Below are 25846 nucleotides of genomic sequence, written 5' to 3'. Positions count from 1 at the left end.
AGCTAAGCAATATAACCCTTTGGTAGTTTTTTTGGTTTTGGCTTTAATAGTGTTTTCAAGTGAGCTATTTCCTCATCAGCTTTTTCCAACTCTTCTTGTTCGGCTTCTCTAACTTCATTATTCATTTTTTTCTGAGCCCTTAACCGTCTTAACTCATACATTCTATCTTCTTCTTCTTCAGAAAGATCATTTTCATCTCTTTCCTCAAGCAGTTCTAGCTCGGTCTTTTTTTCTTCTCCTTCTAAACTATCTTGTTCAGCTGGAGGCTCTTCAACCAAGCCTACTGTTGGTGGCGTATCTTCTGACGCAACTGCTTCATTTACGTCTACTGTTGGTGCCACATCTGCTGACGCGACTGCTTCATTTACGTCTACTGTTGGTGCCACATCTGCTGACGCGACTGCTTCATTCACATCTACTGTTGGTGCCACATCTGCTGACGCGACTACTTCATTTACATCTACTGTTGGTGCCACATCTGCTGACGCGACTACTTCATTTACATCTACTGTTGGTGCCACATCTGCTGACGCGACTGCTTCATTCACATCTACTGTTGGTGCCACATCTGCTGAAGCGACTGCTTCATTTACGTCTACTGTTGATGCCACATCTGCTGACGCGACTGCTTCATTCACATCTACTGTTGGTGCCACATCTGCTGACGCGACTGCTTCATTTACGTCTACTGTTGGTGCCACATCTGCTGACGCGACTGCTTCATTCACATCTACTGTTGGTGCCACATCTGCTGACGCGACTACTTCATTTACATCTACTGTTGGTGCCACATCTGCTGACGCGACTACTTCATTTACATCTACTGTTGGTGCCACATCTGCTGAAGCAACAGTTTCTAGCTGATCGTCAATTTTATTTGTAATTTCTTCAGTTAATCCAACTTTTGTATCTGAAGATACTTCGTTTGATTTATTTATTAAGTCTAGCGAAGATAAAGGGTCTTTGTTTTCATATAATTTTTCAGAACTAGGTTGTACATTATTTTCTAAGGAAGGTTCTGTTGGAATAGGGTTTTGATTAACTTCTTTTGAAACCGAGGGAACTTTTGTTTCTGCTTTAATGAAAGGAATAACATATTTTTGACGGGCTATTTCAATATCCGTTTTAAGATTCTTTATACGTGTATCCCAATTTTGCATTAGTTAACCTTAAAAAATTTTGTACTTTTTAAACTGTAAATAATTTAAAAAAAGTTTCAATTATTTTGAATAATCATAAATTCTTTCAATAAACATACCAAAATCTTATTTTATAATAATTTTAACACTTAATACTCAATAAAAAAAAGCAAATGATCAAGCTCATTTGCTTTAAATTTATTTACATATTAGTTAATTAAATATTTTTTAATCGTTCGTTTTGAGGAAACATATGCTTGCTAGCTTCTTCGTCTATTTCAACTTTGAAATTATGATTATTTGATACATTTATATTTAACGCTCTCTGACTAGCTGGCCTATCGTTTATTTCCGTCATTAATCTATGCAGATTGGCTCTTTTCTCTAATTCACCCTCACCAATAACTTTTGGTAACATTCTAGCCCAACCCCAAACACACATATCAACAATGGTATAAGTATCACCTAGCATGTATTTATTTTGAGCTAATCTTTTGTCTAAAATATCGTAATGTCTTTCTGCTTCATATACATATCTATTAATTGCATACTTTAGTTTTTCTGGAGCCATATGCTGAAAATGTACGGATTGTCCAGAATATGGGCCAATTCCAGTTGCAATAAACATTAACCATGAATATAGATCAGCTTTAGATTTAGGATTATTGTCTGTTATAAACTTTCCTGTTTTTTCAGCTAAATATAATAAAATAGCATTACTATCAAAAACTATGTTATCATCATCTACAATTGTTGGGGCCTTGGCATTGGGGTTTATTTCTAAATATGATGAAGTATGTTGGTCCCCTTTTCTTGTGTCTACTGGAACTGCTTCATATTGAAGACCCATCTCTTCTAAACACAAAGCTACCTTCATAGGATTGGGTCCAGTATTATAGTAAAATTTTAGCATTTTCTTCTCCATCAGATTGAAATATAATTTGTATGTAACATATAGAGACGAATAGTAATAAATTATTTAATTATATAGTTTTTATTATTAAATATGATATTAATTTTTTATTCAAAATTATTGTTTATAAAGCCTAAATACACCACCATTATATTCGTCATTAATGATTATAAGAGAACCATCTGACATTTCTTCAATATCTCTTATTCTCCCAATTTTATTTTCTAAGATAACTTTTTCATCAAAGATCTTTTTATTCTTAGTAGTTAAAATATGTAACCTTTTAAATTTCAAAGAACCTAAGATTAATTTATTTTTAAATTCTGCAAACATATCACCTTTATATATTATCATACCTGAAGGTGCGATTGACGGGATCCATACTTTAACAGGATTTTCAAAACCGTTTTTAGAAACGCCTATTCCAATTTTTTTCCCATTACCATATTCTTTCCCATATGTGATCTTAGGCCAACCGTAATTTTTTCCCTTATAAATTATATTTACTTCGTCTCCACCTTGGGGACCATGCTCATGAAGCCATAACTGATTAGTCTTGTTATCAAACAACAAACCTTGAGGATTACGGTGACCAATTGAATAAATTTCTGGAAGGGCATTTTCAAAAGCATTATTATTATAATTAGATCCATTTTTTTTAATTTTAATTACAGAACCAGAATGATTGGCAAAATTTTGAGCATCATGTCTACTCCCCCTATCTCCTATTGTTGCAAAAATAAATTCACCTATTATTGCAAGCCTACAGCCAAAATGACGTGAACTATTTGATGGTTTGTTTGATTTAAATAATAGTTTTTTATTAAACAATATATTGTTTTTTAAATCATAACTATGAACAGCTGTTGCTGATTTAGTTGTATTGACTTTATCACTGAGACACAAATATACTTTTTTATTTTTGTTAATATTTTCAACAACAATGTCTAATAAACCTCCTTGCCCAAAATCTACAACTTTTGGTACCCCTTTAATTTTTGTAATGTTTTGATTAAAAATATTTAATTTAAATACATTACCTTTACGTTGTGTAAGAAGTATCTCTTTATTATTTAATACTGATATGCCCCATAAATTAGATAGCCCCGTGCTCAATTTATTTAATGAAATTTGTGAATAAGAAGAAAATGGGAAAAACATTAAAATTAAAAGTATATAAAATAATTTCATTTAAGATAACCTTTTTGTTATGTATAAGTGATAATTTAAAGTAGTTTTTACTATTTAAAAGATTAAAATTAAATCAAAAATTTGAGGATTGAATGAAGTTATTAGTTGCGGATATTGGAGGAACTAATGCTCGTTTTGCATACAAGGATGATGTATCAAGCGAATTATCTAATTTTTCTTATTTAAAATGTACAGATTTTGAAAACATATTTGACGCTATTAAATATTATCAAGAAGAAAATAATTTGCACATAAAAAATATGTCAATTGCGGTAGCATCAACAACTAAACATGATGCTATAAAATTCACTAATAATCACTGGAACTTTAAACAATCAGAGGTCTTTGAATACTTCAAATTAGACAAGCTTATTTTTATTAATGATTTTGTTGCTCAATCTTTATGTTTTAGTTCCTTTTATAAAGATTTAACGATAGATCCCTCACTAAATAACAAAACTGCTTTAAACAATAACTTAGATATTGTAAGACCAGGAATTCCAATAACAAAAGCACCCCTTCTAGTTACTGGGCCTGGAACAGGATTAGGTGTTTGTACATTGTTAAACTTACATGGTTCTTCGATTGCAATTGAAGGCGAAGGAGGACATTCTTCGTTTGCTCCAAACTCAGATATAGAGGTTGAGTTACTTCAATTTTTAAGAAAAAAATATGATCATGTGTCTAATGAACGGATTGTTAGTGGTTCAGGCATTGAAGAAATTTTTAATTTTATGCTATCTAGACAGGGAAAACAATCTAGTGAAATGAAAGCACCAGAGATAGGTGAAAAAGCACTTTTAGGAGAAATAGATGCTCTAAATAGTGTGAAATTAATGTTTAGTATTTTAGGAACAATAGTATCAAGTGTGATCTTGATTAATGGCGCTCAAAGTGGTGTTATTTTATCTGGAGGGATAACTCCTAAATTACATAGAATTTTCGAAGAAAGTAACTTTGAGAAAAACCTTTTAAATAAAGGTCGTAGATACAATTATATTAAAGATGTACCAATATGGTTAACCAAGGATAATAATAACGGTTTAAAAGGCGCATTAAACGCAATCGATAATCCACATTATAAGGACAAAGTTATTACAAAATAATACTTCACTTAAAAAAAATAAACGATACAGTTTAATTATAAAAGGAGATTATATTGTTAACTAAAAAATTGATTTCATTTTTAAAAAAGTATGATACCCCTACAATATCTAATGCACTAGATATATATAGAAATTCCAGATCTGCAGACGGTTATACAAAGTATCCTTTTATTTCAGCTAATAATAAACTAGAACCCATAATTGGAATAGCAAGAACAGCAAAGATAAAAGCTGGATCCCCTCCAACGATGACACCTGATCAAGTCACGTCTATAAGAATTAACTATTATGAATATATGAGTAATACATCCTCAATTCATACTGAAGCGCCAAATGTATGTATTATTGAAGATTTAGATTGGCCAAATCCTACCGGATCTTTTTGGGGAGAGGTGAATGTTGCGTTGCACCAGGGTCTGGGTTTAGCTGGTACAATTACAAGTGGATTGTTAAGAGACCTTGACGCGATAGACAAAGGTTACCAAGTGTTAGCCAATGGCATAGGACCAAGTCACGCTTATGTGCATGTTTTAGAATACGGGTCTTCAATAAACATTCATGGCCTTCATGTAAATGATGGCGATATAATTCATGCAGACCAACATGGTGCAGTTTTAATTCCTAGCGATGCTCTTCCAATGATTGAAAGAGGTATAAATTATATTACAAAGAAAGAAAAGCATTTAATTGACGCAGCAAAACAGCCAAACTTTGATATAGAAAAACTGAAAATAGCATGGCAAAATGCTGCTAACGAAAAATGGGAAGGATGAAATATGTTTGAAATAGATAAAAATGCAAAGCGACTTTCTCAATCTGAAAAACAACAGTACTTGGAAGACGGTTATGTTACCGGATTACCAGTTTTCTCAGAAAATGCCATTAAAGACATTCATGATTGGTACGAAGAATTAAGCTCTAAATTACCAAAAGAAATTGATATAAATAAAACTAATATGTGGCACAAAGCTAGCAAAAAATTTTATGACTTATGCAGAACACCAACTATTTTAAATTACGTAGAAGACCTTATTGGACCAAATTTTGTTCAATGGGGCGGTCAATTTTTTAGTAAAGAACCAAAAGATGGTTCTGTGGTTCCATGGCATCAAGATGCACAGTACTGGCCTTTAAGTCCTGCAAATGCTGTAACTGTCTGGCTTGCTGTTTTTGACACTGATGAAGAAAATGCAGCCATGAAAGTAGTTTCTGGCAGCCATAAACTAGGTAAATTTGTTCATAAAAAAAACGACGCAAAGAATTTAGTTTTAAACCAAGAGGTCTCTTTTGATCAATTAGATGAAACAAAGATAGTTTCCCTTAATTTAAAGGCTGGTCAAATCTCATTACACAACGATGCATTGCTTCACGGTTCAGAGGCTAATAATTCAAATAGAAGAAGGTGCGGAGTAACTATGAGATTCTCGCCAACAAATGTTAAAGGAGATTTAGAAACTTGGCCGTTTTTCGAGACGCAACTTGCTAGAGGAGTTGATGAATATAATTTAAATCCTACAGCAGAAATACCTAGAGGTGAGGCTACTCCATTAAAAATGTTTTCGTTTTCTCATGAATTTGCAAAGGACTGGTAGTCTAAACATATTCTAATATTTTAGTACTCTTTAAAATTACATTTTCTTTTCAACTGATCTTAAACGATAAGATAAGGCTTTAAGAGACCCTTTCACAAAAACGTCAGAACTATTCACACGTTTATCAAATTCGTCTTTAGTAATAGATATAATTTCACTTTCAACTAAACATCTGGCAGTTGCCATTCTTAATTCATTCTCTATCACTCCCATTTCACCAAAGAGTTCATTTTCTTGAATTGTAAAATTTGGTTTGTTAGTTTCATTGGTTGGCAAAAAAATTCCAACCGATCCTTTTACAAGTAAATACATTTTATCCGGCAATTCACCAACCTTAAATACACTCTGATTTTTATTAAATAGTTTCTTTTCCATTAAAAATTTATAACCTCATTCTCTGATGCAAATTTTATTTTTTTATTGATTATATTACCTTGAATCTTCTTAATTTCTTTATCTTGTCTTAAAGGTGAATGGTGAGATATTAAAAAATTTTTAACATTTATTTTATTTGCAAAATCAATGCCTTGCTCAACACTTGAATGCCCCCATCCTTTTTTACTAGACAACTCACTTTCTAAATACATTCCGTCCCATATAACTGTATCTGAATTATCACAAAATTTAACCAATTCATTTTCTTGGCTGTCTTCATATTCATTATCTAATAAATAACAAAATTTTATTTGATCGCTTACAATGCTGTATCCTGAAGATTTTCCGGGATGATTTAGTTCAATAGAAGAAATCTCAAGATCATTGAATTTAGAAACTACATCTTTAAATTCAAGAAAATCAAACTTGTTAATTAATTTAATAAAATTCACTGGAAAATAGGGATTGTCATAATAATCAGATAATATTTTATAAGTATCCTTTTTATTTGAGTGGGCAGAAGTTAATATGATTTTCTTGTTAAATCCTGAATCATAACTATTGAAAGCTAGACCTTGAATATGGTCATGATGAAAGTGAGAGATGAATATTATTATTTGATGTTTATCAGAGAGTTTTACTTTAGAAAACCCCGAACCACAGTCAAAGATTAGTTGATATTTTTTTGTTTTAAATTCAACACACGGTGTATTTCCTCCATACCCTAGAGTTTGATAACTTGGGTTTGGAATAGAACCTCTAACTCCATGGTTAATGATCATTTGCAACACATTATCATATAAATATGATAAAATAATTAATTAACATGTAAATACAAATTTTAAGAATTAATCAAAATGTTTAAAAAGTATTAATATAGAGCATTTGGCCTGAAGGAAGGGAATTATCTGCCCTTGCAAAAGAATTTATTTCAGAAATATCAAATATTTCTAAAAAAATTTCTAAGTAAACTTATGTATATTCATCTAAAAACTTAGTGACTTCTTCTTTAAACAAGTTCCAACCATGTTCTGTTTCAAGTAATACATGATTTTTACTATTAATCGGAATAAATTTACTATTTTTTATATTTGCAGCCATAAATTTGCTTTCAGAAATTGGAACCCTAGCATCGTCAGTACAATGAAAAATAATTGTTGGGATGTCTAATTTGGAAAGAATATCACTAACATTAATTTGATCATTAACTCTTGAAATTTTTGCTGCATTCTTTGCAGATGTGGCAATTTTCATAATGTTATTAAAGGAATCCATTTGTTCCTTAGTGCCTTCTGGTATCATTGATGTAGTGAAGAACTGACGAAATGCTGGGTTTTCGTCTTCCCACCCACTCAATATCATTGTCTGCTCCATCTTACTTTTTTCTTCATAAGAAGGATCTCCTCTTTGGCCTTTACCTCTGGAAAAACCACCAATCAAGATTAAATGAGAAACTTTGTTTGGGTTTCTAATTGCATATGCTATAGAAACGGCACAACCTTGTGAGACACCTAATATTGGAAATTTATCTATTTTTGTCTCATTGACAACAGCTTCCATATCTTCAACGAAACTATTAAAAGTAATTTCTAAAGGGTCTAAATCCGAAGATCCATTTCCTCTTTGATCGAACCTTACTAAAGTACGATCTTTTGCTAAAAATCTATAAAGATGCATCCAAATTGGGCTTCTCCAATCATGCTCAAGGCTACTCATGAAATTTGGAGCTTTTAGTAAAGGAGGACCATTTCCTACTTTAGCATAACCTATAATAGTATTATCTTTTGAGCTACAATATCTGATCTCTTGGTTTGCCTCAGTTAATAATTCAGTTTCTTTGCTTTGATTATATTGTTCATTATTGATTTTAATCTTATATGCATCAACTTTTTGAGAAATGTTTTTTAACTGCTGTTCTCCTAAATGTCTTATATCAAAAGATTTTAAATTTTTAATATTTTGAAAAATATCGTTGGTTATACAGACATCTCCAGCATCCGCTATAGATTCTAATCGGCTTGCAATATTAACAGAATTCCCAAAGATATCACCATCATCAAGAACTACATCTCCAACATTTATTCCTATTCGAAACCATATTCTTTTATCATTTGACTGTCCCTTCTCTCTCAAATTAATTGTTTTTTGAATATTTGTGGCACTTTCCACTGCATCTAATGAACTTGCAAATGTAGCTAAAAACCCGTCACCAGTAGTTTTAATTATTGTACCATGAAATTTTTCAATTTGCGGTTTAATTATTTCAGTAAAGTATTCTTTTTGCCGAGATAAAACACTTATTTCATCATTTTCAATTAATCTGGAGAAACCGACCATATCCGCGGCTACTATAGCTAATAACTTTCTTTCCATGTATTACCCATGTCATTTCTAATAATTAAATTTTATTTTTAATAAATAAAAGTATAGTAAGTTTTGTTAATAATGAAATTTATTTTAAAGGACTAGGATACCATGTCTAAAAATTTAGCTTTAAATGCAGGAGAACTTTTAGAAGATATAAGAAAAAAATCTCCTTTAATATGGAATTTTTCTAATTTCGTTTCTATGGATATTGCCGCAAACGCTCTTTTAGCTATAGGAGCTTCTCCAGCAATGGCTCATGCAAAAGAAGAAGCAAATGATTTTAGTCAAATTTGTAAAGCTATCAATGGAGCTTTGACAATTAATATAGGTACATTTGATCCATATTGGCAAGAATGTGCACAAGAGGCTGCTAACGAAGCAAGCCAAAATGAAGTTCCTTGGGTTTTAGACCCTGTTGGAGCAGGAGCAAGTAAATTTAGAAATAAAAATGTAGAAGAATTAATGAAGTTTAAACCTACTATACTTAGAGGCAATGGTTCTGAAATTATGGCTGTAGCAGGTATAGCAGGTGGTGGCAAAGGAGTAGACTCTACTTCATCTTCAAACGAGGCTCTAGACGCAGCAAAATCAATTGCAACTATGAATAATATTATAGTTGCGGTTACAGGTGAGACAGATTACGTGACTGACGGTAAGCAAACGTATTCTATTTCTGGTGGACACGAGATGATGACAAAAGTTACTGCAACTGGCTGTGCTTTAACTTGTTTAATAGGCGCTGCCATTGCAGTAGGAAAAGATAAACTTCTATCTACAGCATCTATAATTGCAATTTATGGGTTGGCTGGAGAAATGGCTAGTAAAACATCACCCGGCCCAGGAAGTTTGAGAGTAAATTTACTTGATAATTTAAGAAACTTAACTTCGAAGCAAGTTTTGGAAAACGTTATCATTCAAAATGTCTAATTATCACTCTTACTTTATAGCAGGACCTGAAAACATTTCTCCGTCCTACATGATGAATAATGAAAATAAAGAACAAGCGTTAGTTAGAATAGTAAAAACTCTTGCCTTGAATGGTTTAAATGTTTTTCAATTAAGAGCCAAAAAATTACTAGATAACGAAATTCTGAAACTTCTTAATGATTTGAAATCATCCATGAAAGATACTAATACAAAACTTTGTATCAATGATAATGTTCATGTGGCTTCTCAGGCAAAGGACATAATTGACATAGTACATCTTGGACAATCAGATATGCACCCAGACGTTGCTAGAAATCTAATTGGAAATAATGTTGAAATAGGCCTTTCTATAACTAATGAGAAGCAATTAGCGTCTATACCTAAATGTGTCAAATATATTGGAGTTGGACCAATTTATAATACTAATTCTAAAAATGACGCATCTGACCCATTAGGAGAAAAAAGATTAAAAGATATAATTTTAAAAACTAACCTTCCTGTAGTAGCAATTGGAGGTATAGCTTTAAACAATATTGAAAATCTATTTGCGCTTGGAGTATCAGGTGTAGCAGTCATTTCTAATATTCTAAATGAAAATGACCCTTTAGAAAATTTTCTTTTATTAAAAAAACAAATATATAAGGAATAGAATTTTGAATATTATTATAACTGGAGGTACTAGTGGTCTTGGATATAGAACAGCTTTTATTTTAGCAAAAGATAATAAAAACAAAATTATTTTAATTGGAAAAAACAAAGCTAAAGGTAACCAGGCAATTAAAAGTTTAACCAATGAAACTAACAATGAAAATATTAGTTTTTTACAAGCCGACCTGTCTTCTATATCAGAAACATCTTCATTAAGAGAAAAATTAGCTGATAAAAAAATTGATGTATTAATAAATAATGCTGGAGCATTATTTTATTCAAGATTAGAAAGTGTAGATGGCATTGAAAAAACATTAGCACTAAACCATCTATCATACTTTATTCTTTCAAATTTATTACTTAAAAATAAAATAATTAAAAATGGTGCACGAATAATTAACGTGGCAAGTGGCGCCCACAGAGGTGTGGATATAAATTTTGATGACATAGAAATGGTAAATAATTATAATGGTTGGGTTTGTTATAAAAAATCTAAATTGTGTAATATCCTTTTTACAAAGAAATTGAGTAAGTTAGTTTCAAAAAATAATATTACTGTAAATTGTCTTCATCCAGGGTTTGTAAAAACAAGCTTTGGAAAAAATAATACAGGTGTTATTGGCTTAATAATAAAATTTCTGATGACCTTATTTGCTATTAAAGTTGAAGAAGGCGCAGAAACAATTATTTATCTTGCAACAAGTGACGATGTTAAAAACATCTCAGGAGAATATTTTTATCAGAGCAAAATTAATAAACCATCAAATTTTGCAGAAAATAATAAATCAGCAGACAACTTATGGGACTTGAGTCTTAAAATACTTAAAAACAATAATTTGACACTTTAAGAAAAACACTTCACATGTTAATTTATGAATAAATATAATAGCTCATTAATAACTCCTGTTCTTTTAGCAGGCTCAATAATTATAATTATCACCTTTGGGATTAGAGGCAGTTTTGGCGTTTTCCAAATACCTATAGAAAATGAATTCCAATGGCTCAGAGTAGAATTTTCTCTAGCTCTAGCAATCCAAAACCTTGGATGGGGTATAGGAGCTCCTATTTTTGGGGCTTTAGGAGAAAAATTTGGCGATAGAAAATTAATAATTGCTGGAGCATTTTGTTACGTTATTGGATTAATTTTATCGACTTTTGCTCAAAACCCATTAACTCATCAATTTTTAGAATTCATTATAGGTTTTGGTATTGCTGGAACGGGTATGGGAATGATCCTGGCAGTTGTAGGCAGAGCTTCAAGTGAAAAAAATAGATCAATGGCTCTAGGTATAGTTACAGCAGCCGGTTCAGTTGGACAAATGATAGGCGCTCCAATAGCTCAGGCTCTATTGAATACATATAATTGGCAACAAGTGTTTATTATTTTTGCCTTAAGCATAATTATAGTAATGCTTGCCGTTCCTTTCTTAAAAAACAACCCCGTTGCTACAAAAAAAGAAATAGAAATTAGTTTAATGAAAGTTTTAGGAAACGCTTTCAAAGATCCTAATTTTTCTATGATTTTTTTAGGTTTTTTTGCGTGCGGTTATCAACTAGCATTTGTATCAGCCCACTTCCCTGCAATGATCACTGAAATGTGCAGTGCTATAAGTTCAACTAGTATCTTACATTACTTAAGTGTATCAAGCACTTCAAGTTTAGGTGCATTTGCAATAGCATTGATTGGCTTTACTAATATATTTGGAACAATTTATGCAGGTTGGTTAGGTCAAAGATTTCAGAAAAAATACTTATTAGCAGGAGTTTATGCCCTGAGGACTTTAATTGGATTATTATTTATTATTTTTCCTATTACTCCCTTATCAGTAGTATTGTTTTCAATTTTTATGGGATCTCTATGGCTAGCAACTGTTCCGCTAACTAGTGGTTTAATTGCTCACATATATGGTTTACGTTATATGGGTACTTTATATGGCTTGGTTTTTCTTTCACATCAATTAGGAAGCTTTCTAGGTGTCTGGATGGGTGGCAGGCTTTACGACGCTACAGGTGATTACACCCTTGTATGGTGGATTGGCATAGGTGTGTCTGCATTTTCAACACTTATTCATCTTCCCATAAAGGAAAAAAGACTTCAGACTATATAATACCTTTCACTTCAACCTATTCATGCCCAAATCCGGCCATATTATTTCCTAATTAGACGTAATTATGTTACAATTATGTTAAATCTTTCTATTTTGGAAACAATCATTTTCCAATTTGCTATATTCTCTTTGTTATTTTTATTTCGTATATAATTAACAACGAAGGAATAATCCTTCTTAATTTTATAAAGAAAAGTGAAAAGACGATGGAAAATACATTTTTAGCAAGAGCCAATCAATTTATCTCAACTGTTTTTGACAAGATTGCAGTATCAAGAACTAGACAAGCTTTAATAAGCTTAGATGACCGTACATTAGCTGATATTGGATACACAAGACAACAAGTTTTAAATGGTGACTTCTTTAACATAACTGACGTTGTAGACTTCCCTGCAGGTAGCTTAGGTCTAACTAAGTCTGTTAAGCAAGACAATAAGGTAGAAGACAAAGAAGCCGCTTAAAGGTTTAACAATTAATATTCGTAATTCCTCCCTTGAATATTAATAAAGATGGTGACATAACATAAAGCTAATACTCCTCCCCCAAGGTAGCTATTATGTCATCTCATTAACAAAGGACGAAGGACCCCCATCCTTCGTCCTTTTTATTTGATAAGACATGATTTGAATTTTTAATTGCATTATAGAAGATTGCTTAATATGTTAAACAATGATTAGTGTAGTAAAAAAACTTTTAGATTTAAATCTATCCAATTCTCTTATTGGAACCTTGTTACTAATAAGTACTTATCTATTTTTTTCAATAATGGAATTAACCGCTAAAGAACTGGGACAGAGCTTCAATCCATTTCAAGTTGTGTTTGCAAGATATAGCTCACAATTAATATTATTATTAATCATCTTTAATAAGAAGACAGGTGAGCATTTAAAAAGTGAATTTCCATTATTACAGGTCTTAAGAGGAGCACTACTTCTTATAACCACATGTTTTATGTTTTCAGGCCTAGCATATTTGCCATTTGCTGAAAATATTGCAATTTATATGATAGGACCAGTTATAACGACAATACTTGCTTTTTTTATATTAAAAGAAAAAATAACACTCACTCAAATTATAATAGTAATAGTGGGACTAATTGGAGCTATTATTATAAGTAAACCTAATAGTAATGTCTTTAATTATGCCGTAATTTTCCCCTTTTTAGCTGCTACGTGCTTTGCTTTTTTTACAATTTTTACAAAATTCCTAAATACTTCAGACAGTAATCAAACAACACTTTTATTTACAGCCTTCAGTGGAAGCGTTTTATCTTTCCCCTTTATTTTCTTTTATTGGGAAACACCTAATTTTTATCAACTTGCTCTAATGTTCTGTTTGGGTTCATTAGCAACAATTGGTCATTTCTTTTTTATAGAGGCATTGAAAGTTATAAACGCGTCTTTTGCAGCTCCTTTTGTATATTTAACAGTATTATTAGCAGCATTTTGGGGTTTTTTTATTTATGACGAAATACCTGATGACAATACCATCTTAGGTGCATTCTTAATTATATTAGCAGGAATTATAATTACTCGAATAAAAACAAAATAAAATTAATTAATATTTTTTAAATCCTTAGTTAAATAATTCATACACCAGCATCAAATTTAAAACCAATATTTTCAAACTTCTTAGACAAATTTGGTTCTATGTCGTTCATTTCTTTTGCAGCATATGGCGTAAAAGCAATATCGTTCATATCATGAACACCACCAGATATAATTACTTGCAAAAGACCCTCTTCTTTACCAACGTTAGTAAATGATCTACAAACACCTGGCGGTATTGAAATAGTGTCATATTTTTGGATTTTCAACTCTTCTGAACCATCATCATTCCACTTGATTAAAAATTCTCCTTCTAAAACTGTAAAAGTTTCAAAAGTTGACAAATGGTTATGTAATCCTGGTCCTTGACCAACAGGACATCTAGCTAAAGTTATTGTAATTCCTCCAGCCCCAGTAATAGGCGCGCCAGAATTAATTGGCGTTTTACCTTCTGATGGATCTAAACCAATCACAGAAAGTAACTGTCTGGCATAAACAATGTCTTTACCTGCTTGAGGAATATTTTTATCTATTTGTATTGGCAATGGTTCTAAATTTAAAAATCTAGAAACCCTTTTTTCCATATATTCTTCAGTTAATTTTAGTGTTTTCATAATCACTACCTCCACTTCTAATATATTACTTAATAGAAAAATATTATTATTAATTTTAGTCTTCTTTTAAATAATTTTAAAATAAAAAAAAGGGCCAATGGCCCTTTTATTAAATATTATTAAAATAGTTTAAACAGACTGAAGATTAACTGCAGCTACTTTTCCATTTTTACCGGTTTCAAGCTCAAAACTTACTTTTGCTCCGTCATTTAATGTATTCATACCAGCAGCTTCTACTGCAGATATATGAACGAAAACATCTTGAGATCCACCTTCTGGCTCTATAAAGCCAAAACCTTTATTTGGATTAAACCATTTTACTGTACCGTTAGGCATTCTTTGCTCCTTGTTATAAACTTATTTTCATAAGCGTAGTTGTTCAATCAAAACACGTTAGACTAGATTGAACATTAAATGACCAAGGAAGTCGATCGTATTAGTCAGAAACTGACTGCCTTTACAGGCTTAGATAATTAACCTTCATATATGCTAAATTTTATAACTTTGCAAATGAAAAGTAATATCACCCAAAAATATGTAAAATTTTATAGGAATAAATATTTGTAACAATAATAATATAATCAAATTAAATTTTCTAACGAAGTTAAAAATTTACTTCTATCTGCTTTAGAATAAGGCTTGTTTTTCCCTTTTAAAAAAGGATCGGATGATCGTAAATCTGACATTAAATCCCTTGTAGCTAATACATTACCAATATTATTTTCAGTTAAAAAATTACCATCGTGCTTTAATACGACAGCTTCTTTAGCGATACACTTAGCTGCTAAAGGAATATCAGCCGTTATAACTATATCATCTTTACTTACTTGGTCATATATCCACTTGTCAGCTTCATCTGAGCCTTCTGAAACAATAATAAGCTTTACTAAGTCACTTTTGAAAGGCCTTATACCTCCATTGCACACCATTAAAACATTCAATTTGTGACGATTAGCAACTCTTATTATTTCTTCTTTTACAGGACAAGCATCTGCATCAACATAAATTTTTTTCATACTCTATTTATCTCACCCTTTAAATCAGCTGAGGGGATTAATGTTTTCAAACGTCTAATAGATTCCTCTTTAGAAAGGGAAGGAATAATTGCAAACCCTTCCATACTTTCTATTTCTAATGCTATATCAGAATTGTCTTTGGTTCGAAAAAGATAACAATTTTTTGGTAATTTAAAACTTATTTTCCAAATTGGAACTTTCCTTGGATAACCTAAATACCGACTAACCCTCGAAGAATCAATAACTAACCTTTCTATTGTATTAATTTTTTCTCCAATAGTCATATTTTTACCTTATGTTTCTAATATCTAATATCTTTTTACATTCTTATACAATAAAGTTAATATTTAAATATTTTAATTATTACAAGGAAATGTCATGCTTTTAGACGTTAGAACATATAGATGTAAACCAGGAACTATAAAGTCACATCTTAAATTATACAGTGAATTAGGAAAGCCAGCCCAGTCAAAACATTTGGGAAACCCTTTACTTTTTGCGACTACTGAAACAGGAAATCCAAATGAGTATACTCATATTTGGGTTTATAAAAATGCTGGTGATAGAGAAAATAAAAGAGCTGCTATGTGGTCAGATCCAGACTGGATAAATTATACTCAAGAAAGCGCTAAATTAGGAGCTTTAGAGTCTCAAGAAAACAAACTATTAAAACCAGTAGACTTTTATGAGCTAAAAACAAGTTAATTTTTTCTAAGCAGGTTTTGCCGATCTATCTAAAAAATCATCTCTTCTTGATAAATAAAACGAATAACTATCAGGAAGAAATGATTTGGCATTTTCTAAATTAAAAAAAGTGGCTGCTTTATAAACCCATTGAGTATCAGCAAGTAATTCTCGACCTAAAGCAACAAAATCTGCTCTTTTATTTAATATAATATCGTTAGCCTGATCTGGATTTATAATAGCTCCAACTGCCATAGAACTTATCCCTGCTTCATTTTTAATTTTCTCAGAATAAGGAACTTGGAACCCTGGAATAATTTTTGATTTATTCAATATAGGAGAACCAGTTATACCTCCTGAAGAACAATCTATAACATCTACACCTGCAAGTTTGAGTGCTTTAGCAAATTTGACGTTATCTTCAATAGTAGCGCCTTCTCCTGGTGCATCCACAGACGATATCCTAAAAAATATAGGCTTGTTTTCAGGCCAAACTGATTTAATTTCAGCAACGGTTTCTAATGCAAACCTTGTTCTATTTTCAAAACTACCTCCATACTTGTCATTTCTTTTATTAGAGATGGGTGAGAAAAAAGAATGTAACAAATATCCATGCGCCCCATGAATTTCAATTATTTCAAATCCAGCTTTATCTGCCCTTTGGGCTGCTTTTTTAAAATCACTTTTTACTTTTTCAATATCTTCAATTGTCATTTCTTTAGGTGTTGGTGAGCTATCATTTATTGGGATTGCACTTGGTCCAATTGTTTGCCATGCAGGTTCATCAGAATCTTCTTTTGTAATAGGCGAGGCTCCATCCCAAGGCCTTAAAAAACTAGCTTTCCTTCCAGCATGTGCTAATTGAATGCCGCTTACACAATTATACTCTTTAAAAACTTTGACTATTTTGGACAGGCCTTGAATATGTTCGTCACTCCATATCCCAGTGCAACCATGACCAATTCTTCCTTCAGGAGACACGCCGGTCGCTTCAATAAAAGCAGCGCCAAGCCCTGAAAAAGCAAATCTTGAATAATGTTGAAAGTGCCAATCACTTACCAATCCATCAACAGCCTTATATTGACACATAGGCGATAAAACTATTCTGTTTCTAAACACTTTAGATTTAATAGTAATAGGGTCGAACAAAGCCACTTCACTCATTATTTAAACTCCAGATATAATCAGTTATTAATTTTAAGAAAAGATCTTAGATTTTGAGATCTTTGTTTTGCTGAATTCATCATAAATGAAAGATCAGATCCAGACAATATGAATTTCATTCCCATTCCAATATATTCGGACATTAATTTTTCATCATAAACACCTCCCATTCCAGGAGTTTTATTGTATTTTTCACAAGCTTTGATAACCTTAGTATAAGCTTCTTTTATTTTAGGATTCGAGTATTCTCCTGGAATCCCCATTTCCATACATAAATCGTTCGTGCCTATCAGTATTACGTCAACACCTGAAACTGCTGCTATTTCATCAACATTTTCAATAGCTTCAGGGCTCTCCAACATTACAACAATAAGCATATTGTCATTAATGGTAGTTGCGACTTCTGAAATTGGCATTGATTTAAAATTTAATTGAGGCAAAGAACCTGTCATAGAACGGTGACCTTTAGGAGGAAATAAACAAAAGGATACAAGTTTTTTAGCAATATCTGCATTTTCAACATGTGGAAAAACTATTCCCATTGCACCACAATCAAGAACTCTTGTAGCATGATGATGAGCAAAATCTGGAACCCTGACGATAGGAGTTATTCCTGCATCCTGAGCGGCAACAGAAATTTGGGAAGCAATGTCAATATCCATGCTATTATGCTCCATATCAATAAATAACCAATCATAATCACAAGTAGCCATGATTTTACCTATATCTACTGTTCTTGATTGCCTTAAACCAACTCCAAGACAAAGTTCATTATTTAAAATTTTATCTTTTGCAATATTTTTCATGATTTAAGGCCTTAATTTATTTTTTTTAAGATGTTTATATTATTATTTCATATTAAAAATTATCTAACTTCAATTATTAAATACAAATCATATAATATGATTTAGTCTATTCAATATTCTTATTTGATCAAAAAATTAGTCACTTTACTATTGATCATATTAAAATTTTATTTAAAACACGCTAATATTTAATATGTTAAGTTTTAAAACCTTTATTAATTAAATCTTTTCTTTAATGTGCCCAAAAAGGTGGGGGCTTTTAAATGAATAAAGAAATTAACAAATCTTATCCTGATACTAGTAAATCATTACCGATAGCTATGTTAAGAGCTAGAGAGGCAATGATGCTCTCATTTAGACCTGTTTTAGCTAAACATGGCTTTACTGAACAACAATGGAGAGTATTAAGGGTATTAGGCGAAAAGGGAGACTCTGATGCAGGACAAGTCGCTTTTGACGCTTGTATATTAGCTCCAAGTCTCTCAAGAATTATAGGTAAGCTTGAAAAAGACCAATATATTTCACGATTTGTCGATGCTAAAGATGGAAGAAGAGTTAACTTAAGCTTAACGAACTCAGGTAAAGAGATACTTAATAAAATAGCACCAGATGTAGAATTGATATATAATGCTATTCAAAAACGTTATGGCGAAGAGAAATTATCAACACTCATAGATATACTAGGGGAAGTGAGTGAATGGCGGGGTAGATAAGTCAGTTTATTTACAGATTTATTTTAAATTTTTCACCAAGTTTTTCTAAGGTGTTTATAACATCTTGATTCAATGATATGCCATTTTTAACAGACTTATCTCTTCTCGACAAAGCTTTTTCTCCAGGCATTCTAACTCTCTTGTTCTTATCAATAGGTTCGTTATTTAGACATTGTTGAGAAAGAAAAGTCATCTCGTCTTTGAAGGCTTCTAAACCAGAAAATGCCTCAGGGTCAATAACTTGAACAAAAGTTGAGAGATTCATTGATTTGGGTTTTTTGCTTCTCCCAGAACCCGATAAACCTTGAGATAATGCCTCAATACCAAGTGCTAGGCCAAAACCTTTATGCCCATACTCAAGACCACCTACTGGCATAACAGTTCCATTTTTATTTTGCACTTCAAAAGGGTCATTAGTTGGCGTTCCATCGGAGGTTAACAAACAATTGAAGTCAAACATTTCTTTTTTTGAAATTTTGTCAGCAATCATATTATTAGTGGTGATAGATGCGCTAATATCAATTATTACAGGATTATTATTTGTAGGGTAAGCCAACGCCATAGGATTTGGCGAGAGTAAAGCCTTAACTCCACCATATGGAGCAACTGTTGCCGTTGAAGGAACAGAGCTTTTAATTATACCAATCAAACCTTTCTTAACAATTGGTAACATATACGCGGCTAAAGCTCCATTATGATGACTGTTTCTAATAAGAACCGTAGCTGTACCATGCTTTTTTGCTCTTTCTGATGCAAGTTTTAAAGATTTTTTTGTTAACCATATACCTGGTAATTGTTTACCGTCTAGAGTTATAGAGCTACCAAGATCTTTTAAAACATCCTCTTTACCAGAGATTTTCATATTACCCATTTCAATATCTTTTATATACAATGGAAGCAGTCTAACACCATGAGTAGAATGACCCATCATATCAGCCTCTATCAAAATATCTGATGTATCATTAGCTTTTTCGTCATCCATTCCAAAAGATGTAAAAATAGATGTACAAAATTTCATTAATTGAGAGCGTGTAAACATTTTAGGCCTAAATTTTAAATCCAGCTTTATTTTGTTTTTTCTTCACAAATATATCTCGTAATAGATGCATTCGCAGCTAAAATGAATGACAAGTTATCATTATCTAAAAAAAATATATCTTGAATATGTGTCCAGGGTTCATTCTTATCAAAAGCATATGCCTTGCCAGTTCCTAAATCTAAAATTTCATATTTTGAATTATTTACCATAAAGAGCCCCGAGTTCAGACCTTCTCCGTCTTTGATGGTTATTTCAACAGGCTTTTCTTTACCAGAAATTTTAAAAACTTGAATACCATTGGATCTTACTGCAGCTGCACTTTGAGGTTTACAACTATATTTTGTCTCTTTAGCCAAAAGATTATTAGAAAATAAAGAGATAGATAAAAAAACAAGAAAATATTTTAAAATAGTCATTTTTTTCCTTTTAAACATAATTAGAGAGTTTCTTTCGTATACTTTAATAATACCTTTTTAGCATTTTTTGAAATATTAATTTTATTTTCTGATGTATACAATTCATGGTTTTTCTCTACTTTATCGAGATCATAAAGATAATTAACCATTAAACCGGCAGATAAATTTATCCCATTGGACGATACATCACCTAAATAATTAATTTGCTCTAAGGATGCTCCATTACCTAAATGAAACCTTGCAACTGGATCGTTTGGCATCTTATCAGTTCTTTCAGAGCTCAAAAAATACTTACCAACATACTCCATCATATTGTCATAAACTTTCAAAAATTGTTCAGGTCGCTTTAATTTTTCTATGCTCTTTGCAAATTTTGGGTGTTTATCACTAATCCATTTTCTTAATCCAGGTACTGGAGATAGAGTTACAAATTTCTTGAGATTTTTAAACTCTAGATTTAAATCATTGGCAACTTGCTTAATTAAAAAATTACCGAAAGAAATACCTGCTAATCCTTTTTGACAGTTAGATATAGAATAAAAAACTGCCACAGTTGTTTCTTCTGGTTCAAAGACATTTCTTTTCTCCTGAAGGACATCTTGAATTTTAGAAGGCACCTCTTTCATAAGTGCAACTTCAACAAATATGATAGGTTCATCTTGCATTGCAGGATGAAAAAATGCAAAGCATCGTCTATCTTTAGGAGCTAAACGTGATCTTAATTCATCCCATGAATTAATTTCGTGAACAGCTTCATAAGCTATAATTTTTTCTAATATATGAGCAGGAGTTTCCCAATTTATAGGCCTTAAAATAAGGAATCCCCTATTAAACCAATTTTTAAATAAATAAACGAGATCATAATCTACAGCTTTAAGTTCTGGGTGTTTAGTTATAATACCTAATAGCCTTTTTCTAAGATTAACTAACCTTATAGTACCCCTTGATATTCCGTTGCATCTTCTAAAGATTTCACGTCGCTTAGGTTCTGCGACTTTCATCAATTGAACTAAGTTTTCAGAGTTCTTTGCACGTAGATATTTCTCTATAGCATAAGATAATTCATCAGAAGTTATTTCAAAATTATCCCTAATTAACTTAAAAAAGTTCAACAGCTCTTTATCATTTAATGCTTCACAATGTTTCATTAGCAATTCAGCGTAACCTAAGGCAGAAACCTCTCCTTTTGCAGAAGCTACGTTTTCGATATAATCTTTTGTGGTAATAGATTTACTTTTATCTTGAAAAATATTGAACGAATTACTTTTAATAGGTTTATCAAAGAGTGAATTAATCAACTCTTGAAAAAACTTCATTTTACTCATTTTATACCACCCATAATATAGTTTGGTAACCAAGTAGCTATATCTGGGAAAATACATAATAATATAATTGCAATAACCATACACATTACAAATGGCAAAGAACCCTTAAGGATTTTGTTAAGAGGTATTTCAGGAGCTATTCCATTAATTACATATAAATTAAGACCTACTGGTGGAGAAATAAGGCCGATTTCCATGTTGATTGTTAGTATAACAGCAAACCAATAAGGATCAAAACCAGCGTTAATAATTATAGGCAATAAAATTGGAGCGGCCATAACAATCACAGCCACTGGAGGAAGAAAGAAACCAGCTATTAATAAAAATATATTAATAGTTAACATCAAAACCCAACGATTTACATCTAAAGTCCCTATCCATTCAGCTATACTTTGAGTAATGAACAGACTTGAAAGCATATAAGAAAAAACTCCTGCTGCTGCAATAATAAAGAGTATCATGATAGACTCTCTTGTTGAGTCTCTTAAGACCACCCACAATGATTTTGGTGCCCAAAGTTTATAAATTACAACAGCTACAATTAAGCATAAAATAGCCCCAACTGCTGCTGTTTCAGAAGGAGTGGCAACACCACCATATAGTGAATATAACACTCCTAAAATTATTGCAAAAAATGGAATAACTCTAGGAAGTATTTCCAAACGTTCTTTCCAACTGAAGCTTTTTCTATTTAAAGCATCAATATTACCACTTTTCCATGTTGAAAAAATTGACCACAACATAAAAAGAAAAACAAGTAAAAGACCTGGAATAGCTCCCGCCAAAAACAAACGTCCAATTGACGTTTCAGTAGAAATACCATACACAATCATTGTAACTGAAGGCGGTATTAATATGCCCAAGGTACCACCCGCAGCTATTGACCCAGATGCAACTTCGTCTGAATAACCTCTTTTCTTCATTTCAGGAATACCCATTTTTCCAATAGCTGCACAAGTAGCTGGACTTGATCCAGACATAGCTGCAAATAGAGCACATGCTCCTAAATTAGATATTACTAATCCACCAGGAACACGTGTAAGCCATCTATCTAGAGCTTCATATAAATCTGCTCCAGCTCTAGTCGAAGATATAGCAGCACCCATTATTATAAACATTGGAATAGATAAAAGAGCGAAGTTATCAAGATGGCCGTAAAAAATTTCAGGCATCAACTCTAAAGAACGAAAACCATCAAACACAAATAAAAAAAGACACGAAACTATTAACAAACCATTAGCAACGGACACACCAGAGAATAAAATTAAAATGGTTGTAAAGGCAACTAATAAACCAAGTGATAAAGGATCCATATTATTTAATTCCTTTATCAAAAGGCAATTCTCTATTTGTTATCATAGAAATGAAATCAGCTATCAATTGATTTAAAAAAAGACCAAAGCCAATGGGCAGTGCTAAATAAGGGTATTTTAAGGGTACCGCAGTAACAGTATCTGATGTCCAGTTTTTTTCATAAGCTACAAGCCAATAATCAAATCCATATATGAACATGATAAAAACAATGATTATACTAGTTACACTAGTTAAGCAGGCTAGAATTTTCTGATATTTAGGTCTAATTAACATAGGTAAAAGATCTACATTAACATGTCCTCTTAGAACCTGCACATAAGATAAGCCAATTAAAGTAGCGCCAACCATCATGTATATAACAGTTTCTGTTTGCCATGCAGTTGAATAATTTAAAACAAACCTAACCCATATCATTTCTACAGTAATAAGTACGGCAGTTAAAATCATAAATGCAGCAATTACTCCGGCTATTCTAGATAGATTTTTTGAAAATTTTATATAGTTATCAATCATAATAATTTTAATAGAAATAAAATAATGGCGAGATATATCCCGCCATTATTTGTTATTAGTTAACAGATAAGGCTAAATCTAGCAATCTTTGCCCATCTTTATAACCTGAGACAAATTTCTTATAAGATGTTTCTTTAGCTATTGAACGCCAGGCATTGAATTCGTCTGCTGACATCTCTTTAATTTCAACACCATTTTTCTTGAAAACATTTACAGAAGCTTGATCTTCTTTTTTTGCTTCTGCTAAATAATAAGCTTCAGCCTTCTTTGCGCCGGCCATTAAAGCTTCTTGTTGATTTTTATTTAAGCTTTCAAACACTGACTTATTCATTAGAAGTGGTTGATACATAAACCATAAAGCAGTTTTGCCTGCAGGAGTATAACACTTAACCTGCTCATAAATTCTGTATGATACAAAAGATGATGATGATGTGTTAGCAGCTTGTAATACTCCAGTTTGCATTGCATTATAAATGGCTGAAGAAGGCATAGAAGCTATAGAAGCACCAGCTCCTACAAGCATAGTTTCAAAAGCTTTTCCTGCTGCTCTTGTTTGAAGACCTTTTACATCATTAGGACCAGTAATACACTTGTCCTTACCTGCAAAACCACCTGCTAAATATCCATGGACTACAACCATAACATCATCAGTTGCCATAATTTTTTGTATTTCTTCCATAAAGGGTGAATAATTCATACGAGCTGCGTGATCATGATTTTTTACAAGTCCTGGCATTAATGTTAAGTTATAAGCAGGTTGTTGACCGCCAGCGTATGACAATGGAAAAACAGTCATATCTAATTGACCCCTAGTTAAAGGCTTATATTGTTCCTTGGGTTTGAAAAGTGATTTAGATGGAAATATTTTTATATTTAGATCAACGTTTGCAGAAGCCACGTGATCAGCAACAATTTGTGCAAATTTGTGACGAACATCTTTTGTTGACCATTGATGTGATAACCTTAACTCTTTCGCAGAAACAGTTGCTGATAATGCAATAGCTCCTATAGTCATTATAGATAAACTCTTAAAGTTCATTATCTTCCCCTTATAATTAATTAATAAATTGAAACTATATCAATATATTTTCAAACAACAATAAAATTATCATTAACTAATTACTGATTAAAAACTCAGAAGCCCTTGCAGCACCCCCCTTTTGATGCGGAACACCGGCTAAAGATAATCCCATTTCTATTCCTGTTAATGTACCCATTAGCATTAGATCATTAAAATCACCTAGGTGACCAATTCTAAAAACTTTACCTGCAAGCTTAGACAATCCATTTCCAAGAGACATATTGAAATTTTCTAAAATAATTTTTCTTAATTCGTCTGCATTATGTCCATCTGGTAATTTAACAGCAGTTAAAACATTAGAGTAATCCATCTCTTCTTGGCAAAGAACCTCCAAGCCCCATGCTTGTACAGCTGCCCTTGTTGCTTTTGCGTGTCTACCATGTCGTTTAAAAACATTTTTTAGACCCTCTTCGTGAAGCATGTTTATTGCTTCTTTTAAACCATATAAAAGATTGGTAGCAGGCGTATAGGGAAAAGAACCAGATTTATTAGCCTCTATTTGTTCTTCCCAATCCCAATAGGATCTTTGCATGCCCGATTTTTTTGAGGTAAGAATAGCTCTTTCCGATATTGCATTAAATGATAAGCCAGGAGGCAGCATCAAACCTTTTTGGGAGCCCGAAATAGTAACATCAACTCCCCAATCGTCATGTTCATACTCCATAGAAGCTAACCCCGAAATTGTATCAACCATTAATAAAGCTTCATGGTTAGCTAAATTCATTACATTTCTTACTTCTTTTATTCTTGAAGTACTACCTGTAGATGTTTCATTATGGACTACGCATACAGCTTTGATTTTTCCTTCAATATCATTTTTTAATCTATCCAATAATTTTTCGGGTTCAACACCTCTTCTCCAGTCAGTTTCTAAAAACTCTGTTTTAATTCCAAGTTTATTAGCCATTTTCTTCCATAAAGTGGCAAAATGACCAGTTTCAACCATCAGAACTAAATCGCCCTCATTAAGTGTATTTACTAGTGCCGCCTCCCATGCACCTGTTCCTGATGCTGGAAAAATTATTACATTTGAATTTGTTTTAAAAATTGTTTTCATTCCATTAAGGCAGGCATTGGCTAAATAAGGGAAATCTGGTCCACGATGATCTATAGTAGGATAATCCATAGCCCTTAAAATTCTATCAGGCACATTTGAAGGTCCAGGTAATTGTAAAAAATGTTTTCCTGGCATATATCTTTTATTCATATTAAAAAATTTCCTTATTTACTTAATATCTGTCATTGAAA

Annotated in this window: 30 protein-coding genes; 11 read left to right on the top strand and 19 right to left on the bottom strand. The window is 32.0% G+C overall.

The window, feature by feature from the left end:
* Positions 1 to 2 precede the first annotated feature (2 nt).
* The 3 genes from ABXT66_RS03375 to ABXT66_RS03365 all read right to left on the bottom strand — a co-directional run bounded on the left by ABXT66_RS03375 (position 3) and on the right by ABXT66_RS03365 (position 3243).
* The gene (locus ABXT66_RS03375; RefSeq protein ID WP_443644255.1) at positions 3 to 1160 is read right to left on the bottom strand and encodes a hypothetical protein; all 1158 of its coding nucleotides are present in this window, start codon (positions 1158 to 1160) and stop codon (positions 3 to 5) included.
* A 196-nt stretch (positions 1161 to 1356) separates the two neighbouring features.
* Positions 1357 to 2052, bottom strand: coding sequence for a glutathione S-transferase family protein (locus tag ABXT66_RS03370; RefSeq protein ID WP_443644254.1), 696 nt, complete (start codon positions 2050 to 2052; stop codon positions 1357 to 1359).
* A 117-nt stretch (positions 2053 to 2169) separates the two neighbouring features.
* Complete coding sequence (locus ABXT66_RS03365; RefSeq protein ID WP_443644253.1) at positions 2170 to 3243, bottom strand: PQQ-dependent sugar dehydrogenase; 1074 nt, start codon at positions 3241 to 3243, stop codon at positions 2170 to 2172.
* A 92-nt stretch (positions 3244 to 3335) separates the two neighbouring features.
* Here ABXT66_RS03365 and ABXT66_RS03360 point away from each other — a divergent pair, with 92 nt between their 5' ends.
* Genes ABXT66_RS03360 through ABXT66_RS03350 form a run of 3 tightly spaced genes read left to right on the top strand, consistent with a single transcriptional unit; the run spans position 3336 to position 5941 of the window.
* Entirely contained in the window at positions 3336 to 4349 is a 1014-nt protein-coding gene (locus ABXT66_RS03360; RefSeq protein WP_443644252.1) for a glucokinase, read from the top strand.
* 53 nt (positions 4350 to 4402) lie between these two features.
* The gene (locus tag ABXT66_RS03355; RefSeq protein ID WP_443644251.1) at positions 4403 to 5122 is read left to right on the top strand and encodes an RraA family protein; all 720 of its coding nucleotides are present in this window, start codon (positions 4403 to 4405) and stop codon (positions 5120 to 5122) included.
* Between the two features lie 3 nt (positions 5123 to 5125).
* Entirely contained in the window at positions 5126 to 5941 is an 816-nt protein-coding gene (locus ABXT66_RS03350) for a phytanoyl-CoA dioxygenase family protein (protein ID WP_443644250.1), read from the top strand.
* A 36-nt stretch (positions 5942 to 5977) separates the two neighbouring features.
* Here ABXT66_RS03350 and ABXT66_RS03345 read toward each other — a convergent pair whose 3' ends face one another.
* The 3 genes from ABXT66_RS03345 to ABXT66_RS03335 form a co-directional block, all read right to left on the bottom strand.
* Positions 5978 to 6316 carry a cyclic nucleotide-binding domain-containing protein gene (locus ABXT66_RS03345; RefSeq protein ID WP_443644249.1) on the bottom strand — a complete coding sequence of 113 codons (339 nt, stop codon included), beginning with the start codon at positions 6314 to 6316 and terminating at the stop codon, positions 5978 to 5980.
* Positions 6316 to 7098 (bottom strand): MBL fold metallo-hydrolase, encoded by a 783-nt coding sequence (locus ABXT66_RS03340; RefSeq protein ID WP_443644248.1) that lies wholly within the window; start codon positions 7096 to 7098, stop codon positions 6316 to 6318. The genes ABXT66_RS03345 and ABXT66_RS03340 overlap by 1 nt, the downstream gene beginning before the upstream one ends.
* 190 nt (positions 7099 to 7288) lie before the next feature.
* Positions 7289 to 8689 (bottom strand): alpha/beta fold hydrolase, encoded by a 1401-nt coding sequence (locus tag ABXT66_RS03335; protein WP_443644247.1) that lies wholly within the window; start codon positions 8687 to 8689, stop codon positions 7289 to 7291.
* 102 nt (positions 8690 to 8791) lie between these two features.
* Between ABXT66_RS03335 and thiM the strand changes: the two genes are divergently transcribed.
* The 6 genes from thiM (at position 8792) to ABXT66_RS03305 (ending at position 13917) form a co-directional block, all read left to right on the top strand.
* The gene (gene thiM, locus ABXT66_RS03330; RefSeq protein WP_443644246.1) at positions 8792 to 9610 is read left to right on the top strand and encodes a hydroxyethylthiazole kinase; all 819 of its coding nucleotides are present in this window, start codon (positions 8792 to 8794) and stop codon (positions 9608 to 9610) included.
* On the top strand, positions 9603 to 10259 hold the full coding sequence (gene thiE, locus ABXT66_RS03325; protein ID WP_443644245.1) for a thiamine phosphate synthase: 657 nt from the start codon (positions 9603 to 9605) through the stop codon (positions 10257 to 10259). The genes thiM and thiE overlap by 8 nt, the downstream gene beginning before the upstream one ends.
* A 4-nt stretch (positions 10260 to 10263) precedes the next feature.
* Positions 10264 to 11106: an SDR family NAD(P)-dependent oxidoreductase gene (locus ABXT66_RS03320; RefSeq protein ID WP_443644244.1), complete on the top strand. Its 843-nt coding sequence runs from the start codon at positions 10264 to 10266 to the stop codon at positions 11104 to 11106.
* Positions 11107 to 11130: 24 nt separating this feature from the next.
* Entirely contained in the window at positions 11131 to 12366 is a 1236-nt protein-coding gene (locus ABXT66_RS03315; protein ID WP_443644243.1) for an MFS transporter, read from the top strand.
* A gap of 206 nt (positions 12367 to 12572) precedes the next feature.
* The gene (locus ABXT66_RS03310; RefSeq protein WP_443642869.1) at positions 12573 to 12827 is read left to right on the top strand and encodes a DUF1127 domain-containing protein; all 255 of its coding nucleotides are present in this window, start codon (positions 12573 to 12575) and stop codon (positions 12825 to 12827) included.
* Between the two features lie 208 nt (positions 12828 to 13035).
* Positions 13036 to 13917 carry a DMT family transporter gene (locus ABXT66_RS03305; protein WP_443644242.1) on the top strand — a complete coding sequence of 294 codons (882 nt, stop codon included), beginning with the start codon at positions 13036 to 13038 and terminating at the stop codon, positions 13915 to 13917.
* A gap of 37 nt (positions 13918 to 13954) precedes the next feature.
* Here ABXT66_RS03305 and ABXT66_RS03300 read toward each other — a convergent pair whose 3' ends face one another.
* From ABXT66_RS03300 to ABXT66_RS03285, 4 genes are all read right to left on the bottom strand, one after another.
* A complete protein-coding gene (locus tag ABXT66_RS03300; protein ID WP_443644241.1) occupies positions 13955 to 14527 on the bottom strand; it encodes a cupin domain-containing protein in 573 nt (190 codons plus the stop codon).
* A gap of 129 nt (positions 14528 to 14656) precedes the next feature.
* Positions 14657 to 14863: a cold-shock protein gene (locus ABXT66_RS03295; protein ID WP_443644240.1), complete on the bottom strand. Its 207-nt coding sequence runs from the start codon at positions 14861 to 14863 to the stop codon at positions 14657 to 14659.
* Positions 14864 to 15108: 245 nt separating this feature from the next.
* Positions 15109 to 15543, bottom strand: coding sequence for a YaiI/YqxD family protein (locus ABXT66_RS03290; protein ID WP_443644239.1), 435 nt, complete (start codon positions 15541 to 15543; stop codon positions 15109 to 15111).
* Complete coding sequence (locus tag ABXT66_RS03285) at positions 15540 to 15827, bottom strand: hypothetical protein (RefSeq protein WP_443644238.1); 288 nt, start codon at positions 15825 to 15827, stop codon at positions 15540 to 15542. Before ABXT66_RS03285 ends, ABXT66_RS03290 begins: the two co-directional genes overlap by 4 nt.
* Before the next feature lie 94 nt (positions 15828 to 15921).
* Here ABXT66_RS03285 and ABXT66_RS03280 point away from each other — a divergent pair, with 94 nt between their 5' ends.
* Positions 15922 to 16248, top strand: a complete 327-nt coding sequence (locus ABXT66_RS03280; protein ID WP_443644237.1) for an NIPSNAP family protein — start codon at positions 15922 to 15924, stop codon at positions 16246 to 16248.
* A 6-nt stretch (positions 16249 to 16254) separates the two neighbouring features.
* On the opposite strand, the gene ABXT66_RS03275 is transcribed toward ABXT66_RS03280, so the two are convergent.
* Together ABXT66_RS03275 and ABXT66_RS03270 are read right to left on the bottom strand one after the other, a co-directional pair.
* Positions 16255 to 17391 carry an NADH:flavin oxidoreductase/NADH oxidase gene (locus ABXT66_RS03275; RefSeq protein WP_443644236.1) on the bottom strand — a complete coding sequence of 379 codons (1137 nt, stop codon included), beginning with the start codon at positions 17389 to 17391 and terminating at the stop codon, positions 16255 to 16257.
* Positions 17392 to 17411: 20 nt separating this feature from the next.
* On the bottom strand, positions 17412 to 18197 hold the full coding sequence (locus ABXT66_RS03270; protein WP_443644235.1) for an HpcH/HpaI aldolase family protein: 786 nt from the start codon (positions 18195 to 18197) through the stop codon (positions 17412 to 17414).
* A 263-nt stretch (positions 18198 to 18460) separates the two neighbouring features.
* Here ABXT66_RS03270 and hpaR point away from each other — a divergent pair, with 263 nt between their 5' ends.
* Complete coding sequence (gene hpaR / locus ABXT66_RS03265; RefSeq protein ID WP_443644234.1) at positions 18461 to 18910, top strand: homoprotocatechuate degradation operon regulator HpaR; 450 nt, start codon at positions 18461 to 18463, stop codon at positions 18908 to 18910.
* 10 nt (positions 18911 to 18920) lie between these two features.
* On the opposite strand, the gene ABXT66_RS03260 is transcribed toward hpaR, so the two are convergent.
* From ABXT66_RS03260 to ABXT66_RS03230, 7 genes are all read right to left on the bottom strand, one after another.
* A complete protein-coding gene (locus ABXT66_RS03260; protein WP_443644233.1) occupies positions 18921 to 19949 on the bottom strand; it encodes an Ldh family oxidoreductase in 1029 nt (342 codons plus the stop codon).
* A gap of 26 nt (positions 19950 to 19975) precedes the next feature.
* Positions 19976 to 20365: a hypothetical protein gene (locus ABXT66_RS03255; RefSeq protein WP_443644232.1), complete on the bottom strand. Its 390-nt coding sequence runs from the start codon at positions 20363 to 20365 to the stop codon at positions 19976 to 19978.
* A 20-nt stretch (positions 20366 to 20385) separates the two neighbouring features.
* The gene (locus tag ABXT66_RS03250) at positions 20386 to 21690 is read right to left on the bottom strand and encodes a malonyl-CoA decarboxylase domain-containing protein (RefSeq protein ID WP_443644231.1); all 1305 of its coding nucleotides are present in this window, start codon (positions 21688 to 21690) and stop codon (positions 20386 to 20388) included.
* On the bottom strand, positions 21687 to 23003 hold the full coding sequence (locus ABXT66_RS03245; protein ID WP_443644230.1) for a TRAP transporter large permease: 1317 nt from the start codon (positions 23001 to 23003) through the stop codon (positions 21687 to 21689). Before ABXT66_RS03245 ends, ABXT66_RS03250 begins: the two co-directional genes overlap by 4 nt.
* Position 23004: 1 nt before the next feature.
* Positions 23005 to 23517 carry a TRAP transporter small permease gene (locus tag ABXT66_RS03240; RefSeq protein ID WP_443644229.1) on the bottom strand — a complete coding sequence of 171 codons (513 nt, stop codon included), beginning with the start codon at positions 23515 to 23517 and terminating at the stop codon, positions 23005 to 23007.
* 55 nt (positions 23518 to 23572) lie between these two features.
* Positions 23573 to 24532, bottom strand: coding sequence for a TRAP transporter substrate-binding protein DctP (dctP, locus tag ABXT66_RS03235; RefSeq protein WP_443644717.1), 960 nt, complete (start codon positions 24530 to 24532; stop codon positions 23573 to 23575).
* 100 nt (positions 24533 to 24632) lie between these two features.
* The gene (locus tag ABXT66_RS03230; protein ID WP_443644228.1) at positions 24633 to 25805 is read right to left on the bottom strand and encodes a pyridoxal-phosphate-dependent aminotransferase family protein; all 1173 of its coding nucleotides are present in this window, start codon (positions 25803 to 25805) and stop codon (positions 24633 to 24635) included.
* Positions 25806 to 25846 lie beyond the last annotated feature (41 nt).

It is taken from the genome of Candidatus Levibacter sp. Uisw_134_01, assembly GCF_047717795.1.
Classification (GTDB): Bacteria; Pseudomonadota; Alphaproteobacteria; order Puniceispirillales; family Marisalimonadaceae; genus Marisalimonas.
Note: the sequence above shows the minus strand (reverse complement) of the source record. Positions and strands in the feature narration are given on the sequence as shown.

Bases quoted from the DNA above. Each gene is read 5' to 3' on its own strand.
- ABXT66_RS03365 (WP_443644253.1), bottom strand. From the start codon at position 3,243: ATGAAATTATTTTATATACTTTTAATTTTAATGTTTTTCCCATTTTCT.
- ABXT66_RS03305 (WP_443644242.1), top strand. From the start codon at position 13,036: ATGATTAGTGTAGTAAAAAAACTTTTAGATTTAAATCTATCCAATTCT.
- dctP (WP_443644717.1), bottom strand. From the start codon at position 24,532: ATGACTATAGGAGCTATTGCATTATCAGCAACTGTTTCTGCGAAAGAG.
- thiM (WP_443644246.1), top strand. From the start codon at position 8,792: ATGTCTAAAAATTTAGCTTTAAATGCAGGAGAACTTTTAGAAGATATA.
- ABXT66_RS03275 (WP_443644236.1), bottom strand. From the start codon at position 17,391: ATGAGTGAAGTGGCTTTGTTCGACCCTATTACTATTAAATCTAAAGTG.
- ABXT66_RS03310 (WP_443642869.1), top strand. From the start codon at position 12,573: ATGGAAAATACATTTTTAGCAAGAGCCAATCAATTTATCTCAACTGTT.
- ABXT66_RS03270 (WP_443644235.1), bottom strand. From the start codon at position 18,197: ATGAAAAATATTGCAAAAGATAAAATTTTAAATAATGAACTTTGTCTT.
- ABXT66_RS03360 (WP_443644252.1), top strand. From the start codon at position 3,336: ATGAAGTTATTAGTTGCGGATATTGGAGGAACTAATGCTCGTTTTGCA.
- ABXT66_RS03280 (WP_443644237.1), top strand. From the start codon at position 15,922: ATGCTTTTAGACGTTAGAACATATAGATGTAAACCAGGAACTATAAAG.
- ABXT66_RS03335 (WP_443644247.1), bottom strand. From the start codon at position 8,689: ATGGAAAGAAAGTTATTAGCTATAGTAGCCGCGGATATGGTCGGTTTC.
- ABXT66_RS03375 (WP_443644255.1), bottom strand. From the start codon at position 1,160: ATGCAAAATTGGGATACACGTATAAAGAATCTTAAAACGGATATTGAA.
- ABXT66_RS03315 (WP_443644243.1), top strand. From the start codon at position 11,131: ATGAATAAATATAATAGCTCATTAATAACTCCTGTTCTTTTAGCAGGC.
- ABXT66_RS03340 (WP_443644248.1), bottom strand. From the start codon at position 7,098: ATGATCATTAACCATGGAGTTAGAGGTTCTATTCCAAACCCAAGTTAT.
- ABXT66_RS03350 (WP_443644250.1), top strand. From the start codon at position 5,126: ATGTTTGAAATAGATAAAAATGCAAAGCGACTTTCTCAATCTGAAAAA.
- ABXT66_RS03290 (WP_443644239.1), bottom strand. From the start codon at position 15,543: ATGAAAAAAATTTATGTTGATGCAGATGCTTGTCCTGTAAAAGAAGAA.
- ABXT66_RS03230 (WP_443644228.1), bottom strand. From the start codon at position 25,805: ATGAATAAAAGATATATGCCAGGAAAACATTTTTTACAATTACCTGGA.
- ABXT66_RS03300 (WP_443644241.1), bottom strand. From the start codon at position 14,527: ATGAAAACACTAAAATTAACTGAAGAATATATGGAAAAAAGGGTTTCT.
- ABXT66_RS03285 (WP_443644238.1), bottom strand. From the start codon at position 15,827: ATGACTATTGGAGAAAAAATTAATACAATAGAAAGGTTAGTTATTGAT.
- ABXT66_RS03255 (WP_443644232.1), bottom strand. From the start codon at position 20,365: ATGACTATTTTAAAATATTTTCTTGTTTTTTTATCTATCTCTTTATTT.
- ABXT66_RS03345 (WP_443644249.1), bottom strand. From the start codon at position 6,316: ATGGAAAAGAAACTATTTAATAAAAATCAGAGTGTATTTAAGGTTGGT.
- ABXT66_RS03250 (WP_443644231.1), bottom strand. From the start codon at position 21,690: ATGAGTAAAATGAAGTTTTTTCAAGAGTTGATTAATTCACTCTTTGAT.
- hpaR (WP_443644234.1), top strand. From the start codon at position 18,461: ATGAATAAAGAAATTAACAAATCTTATCCTGATACTAGTAAATCATTA.
- thiE (WP_443644245.1), top strand. From the start codon at position 9,603: ATGTCTAATTATCACTCTTACTTTATAGCAGGACCTGAAAACATTTCT.
- ABXT66_RS03240 (WP_443644229.1), bottom strand. From the start codon at position 23,517: ATGATTGATAACTATATAAAATTTTCAAAAAATCTATCTAGAATAGCC.
- ABXT66_RS03295 (WP_443644240.1), bottom strand. From the start codon at position 14,863: ATGCCTAACGGTACAGTAAAATGGTTTAATCCAAATAAAGGTTTTGGC.
- ABXT66_RS03260 (WP_443644233.1), bottom strand. From the start codon at position 19,949: ATGTTTACACGCTCTCAATTAATGAAATTTTGTACATCTATTTTTACA.
- ABXT66_RS03370 (WP_443644254.1), bottom strand. From the start codon at position 2,052: ATGCTAAAATTTTACTATAATACTGGACCCAATCCTATGAAGGTAGCT.
- ABXT66_RS03245 (WP_443644230.1), bottom strand. From the start codon at position 23,003: ATGGATCCTTTATCACTTGGTTTATTAGTTGCCTTTACAACCATTTTA.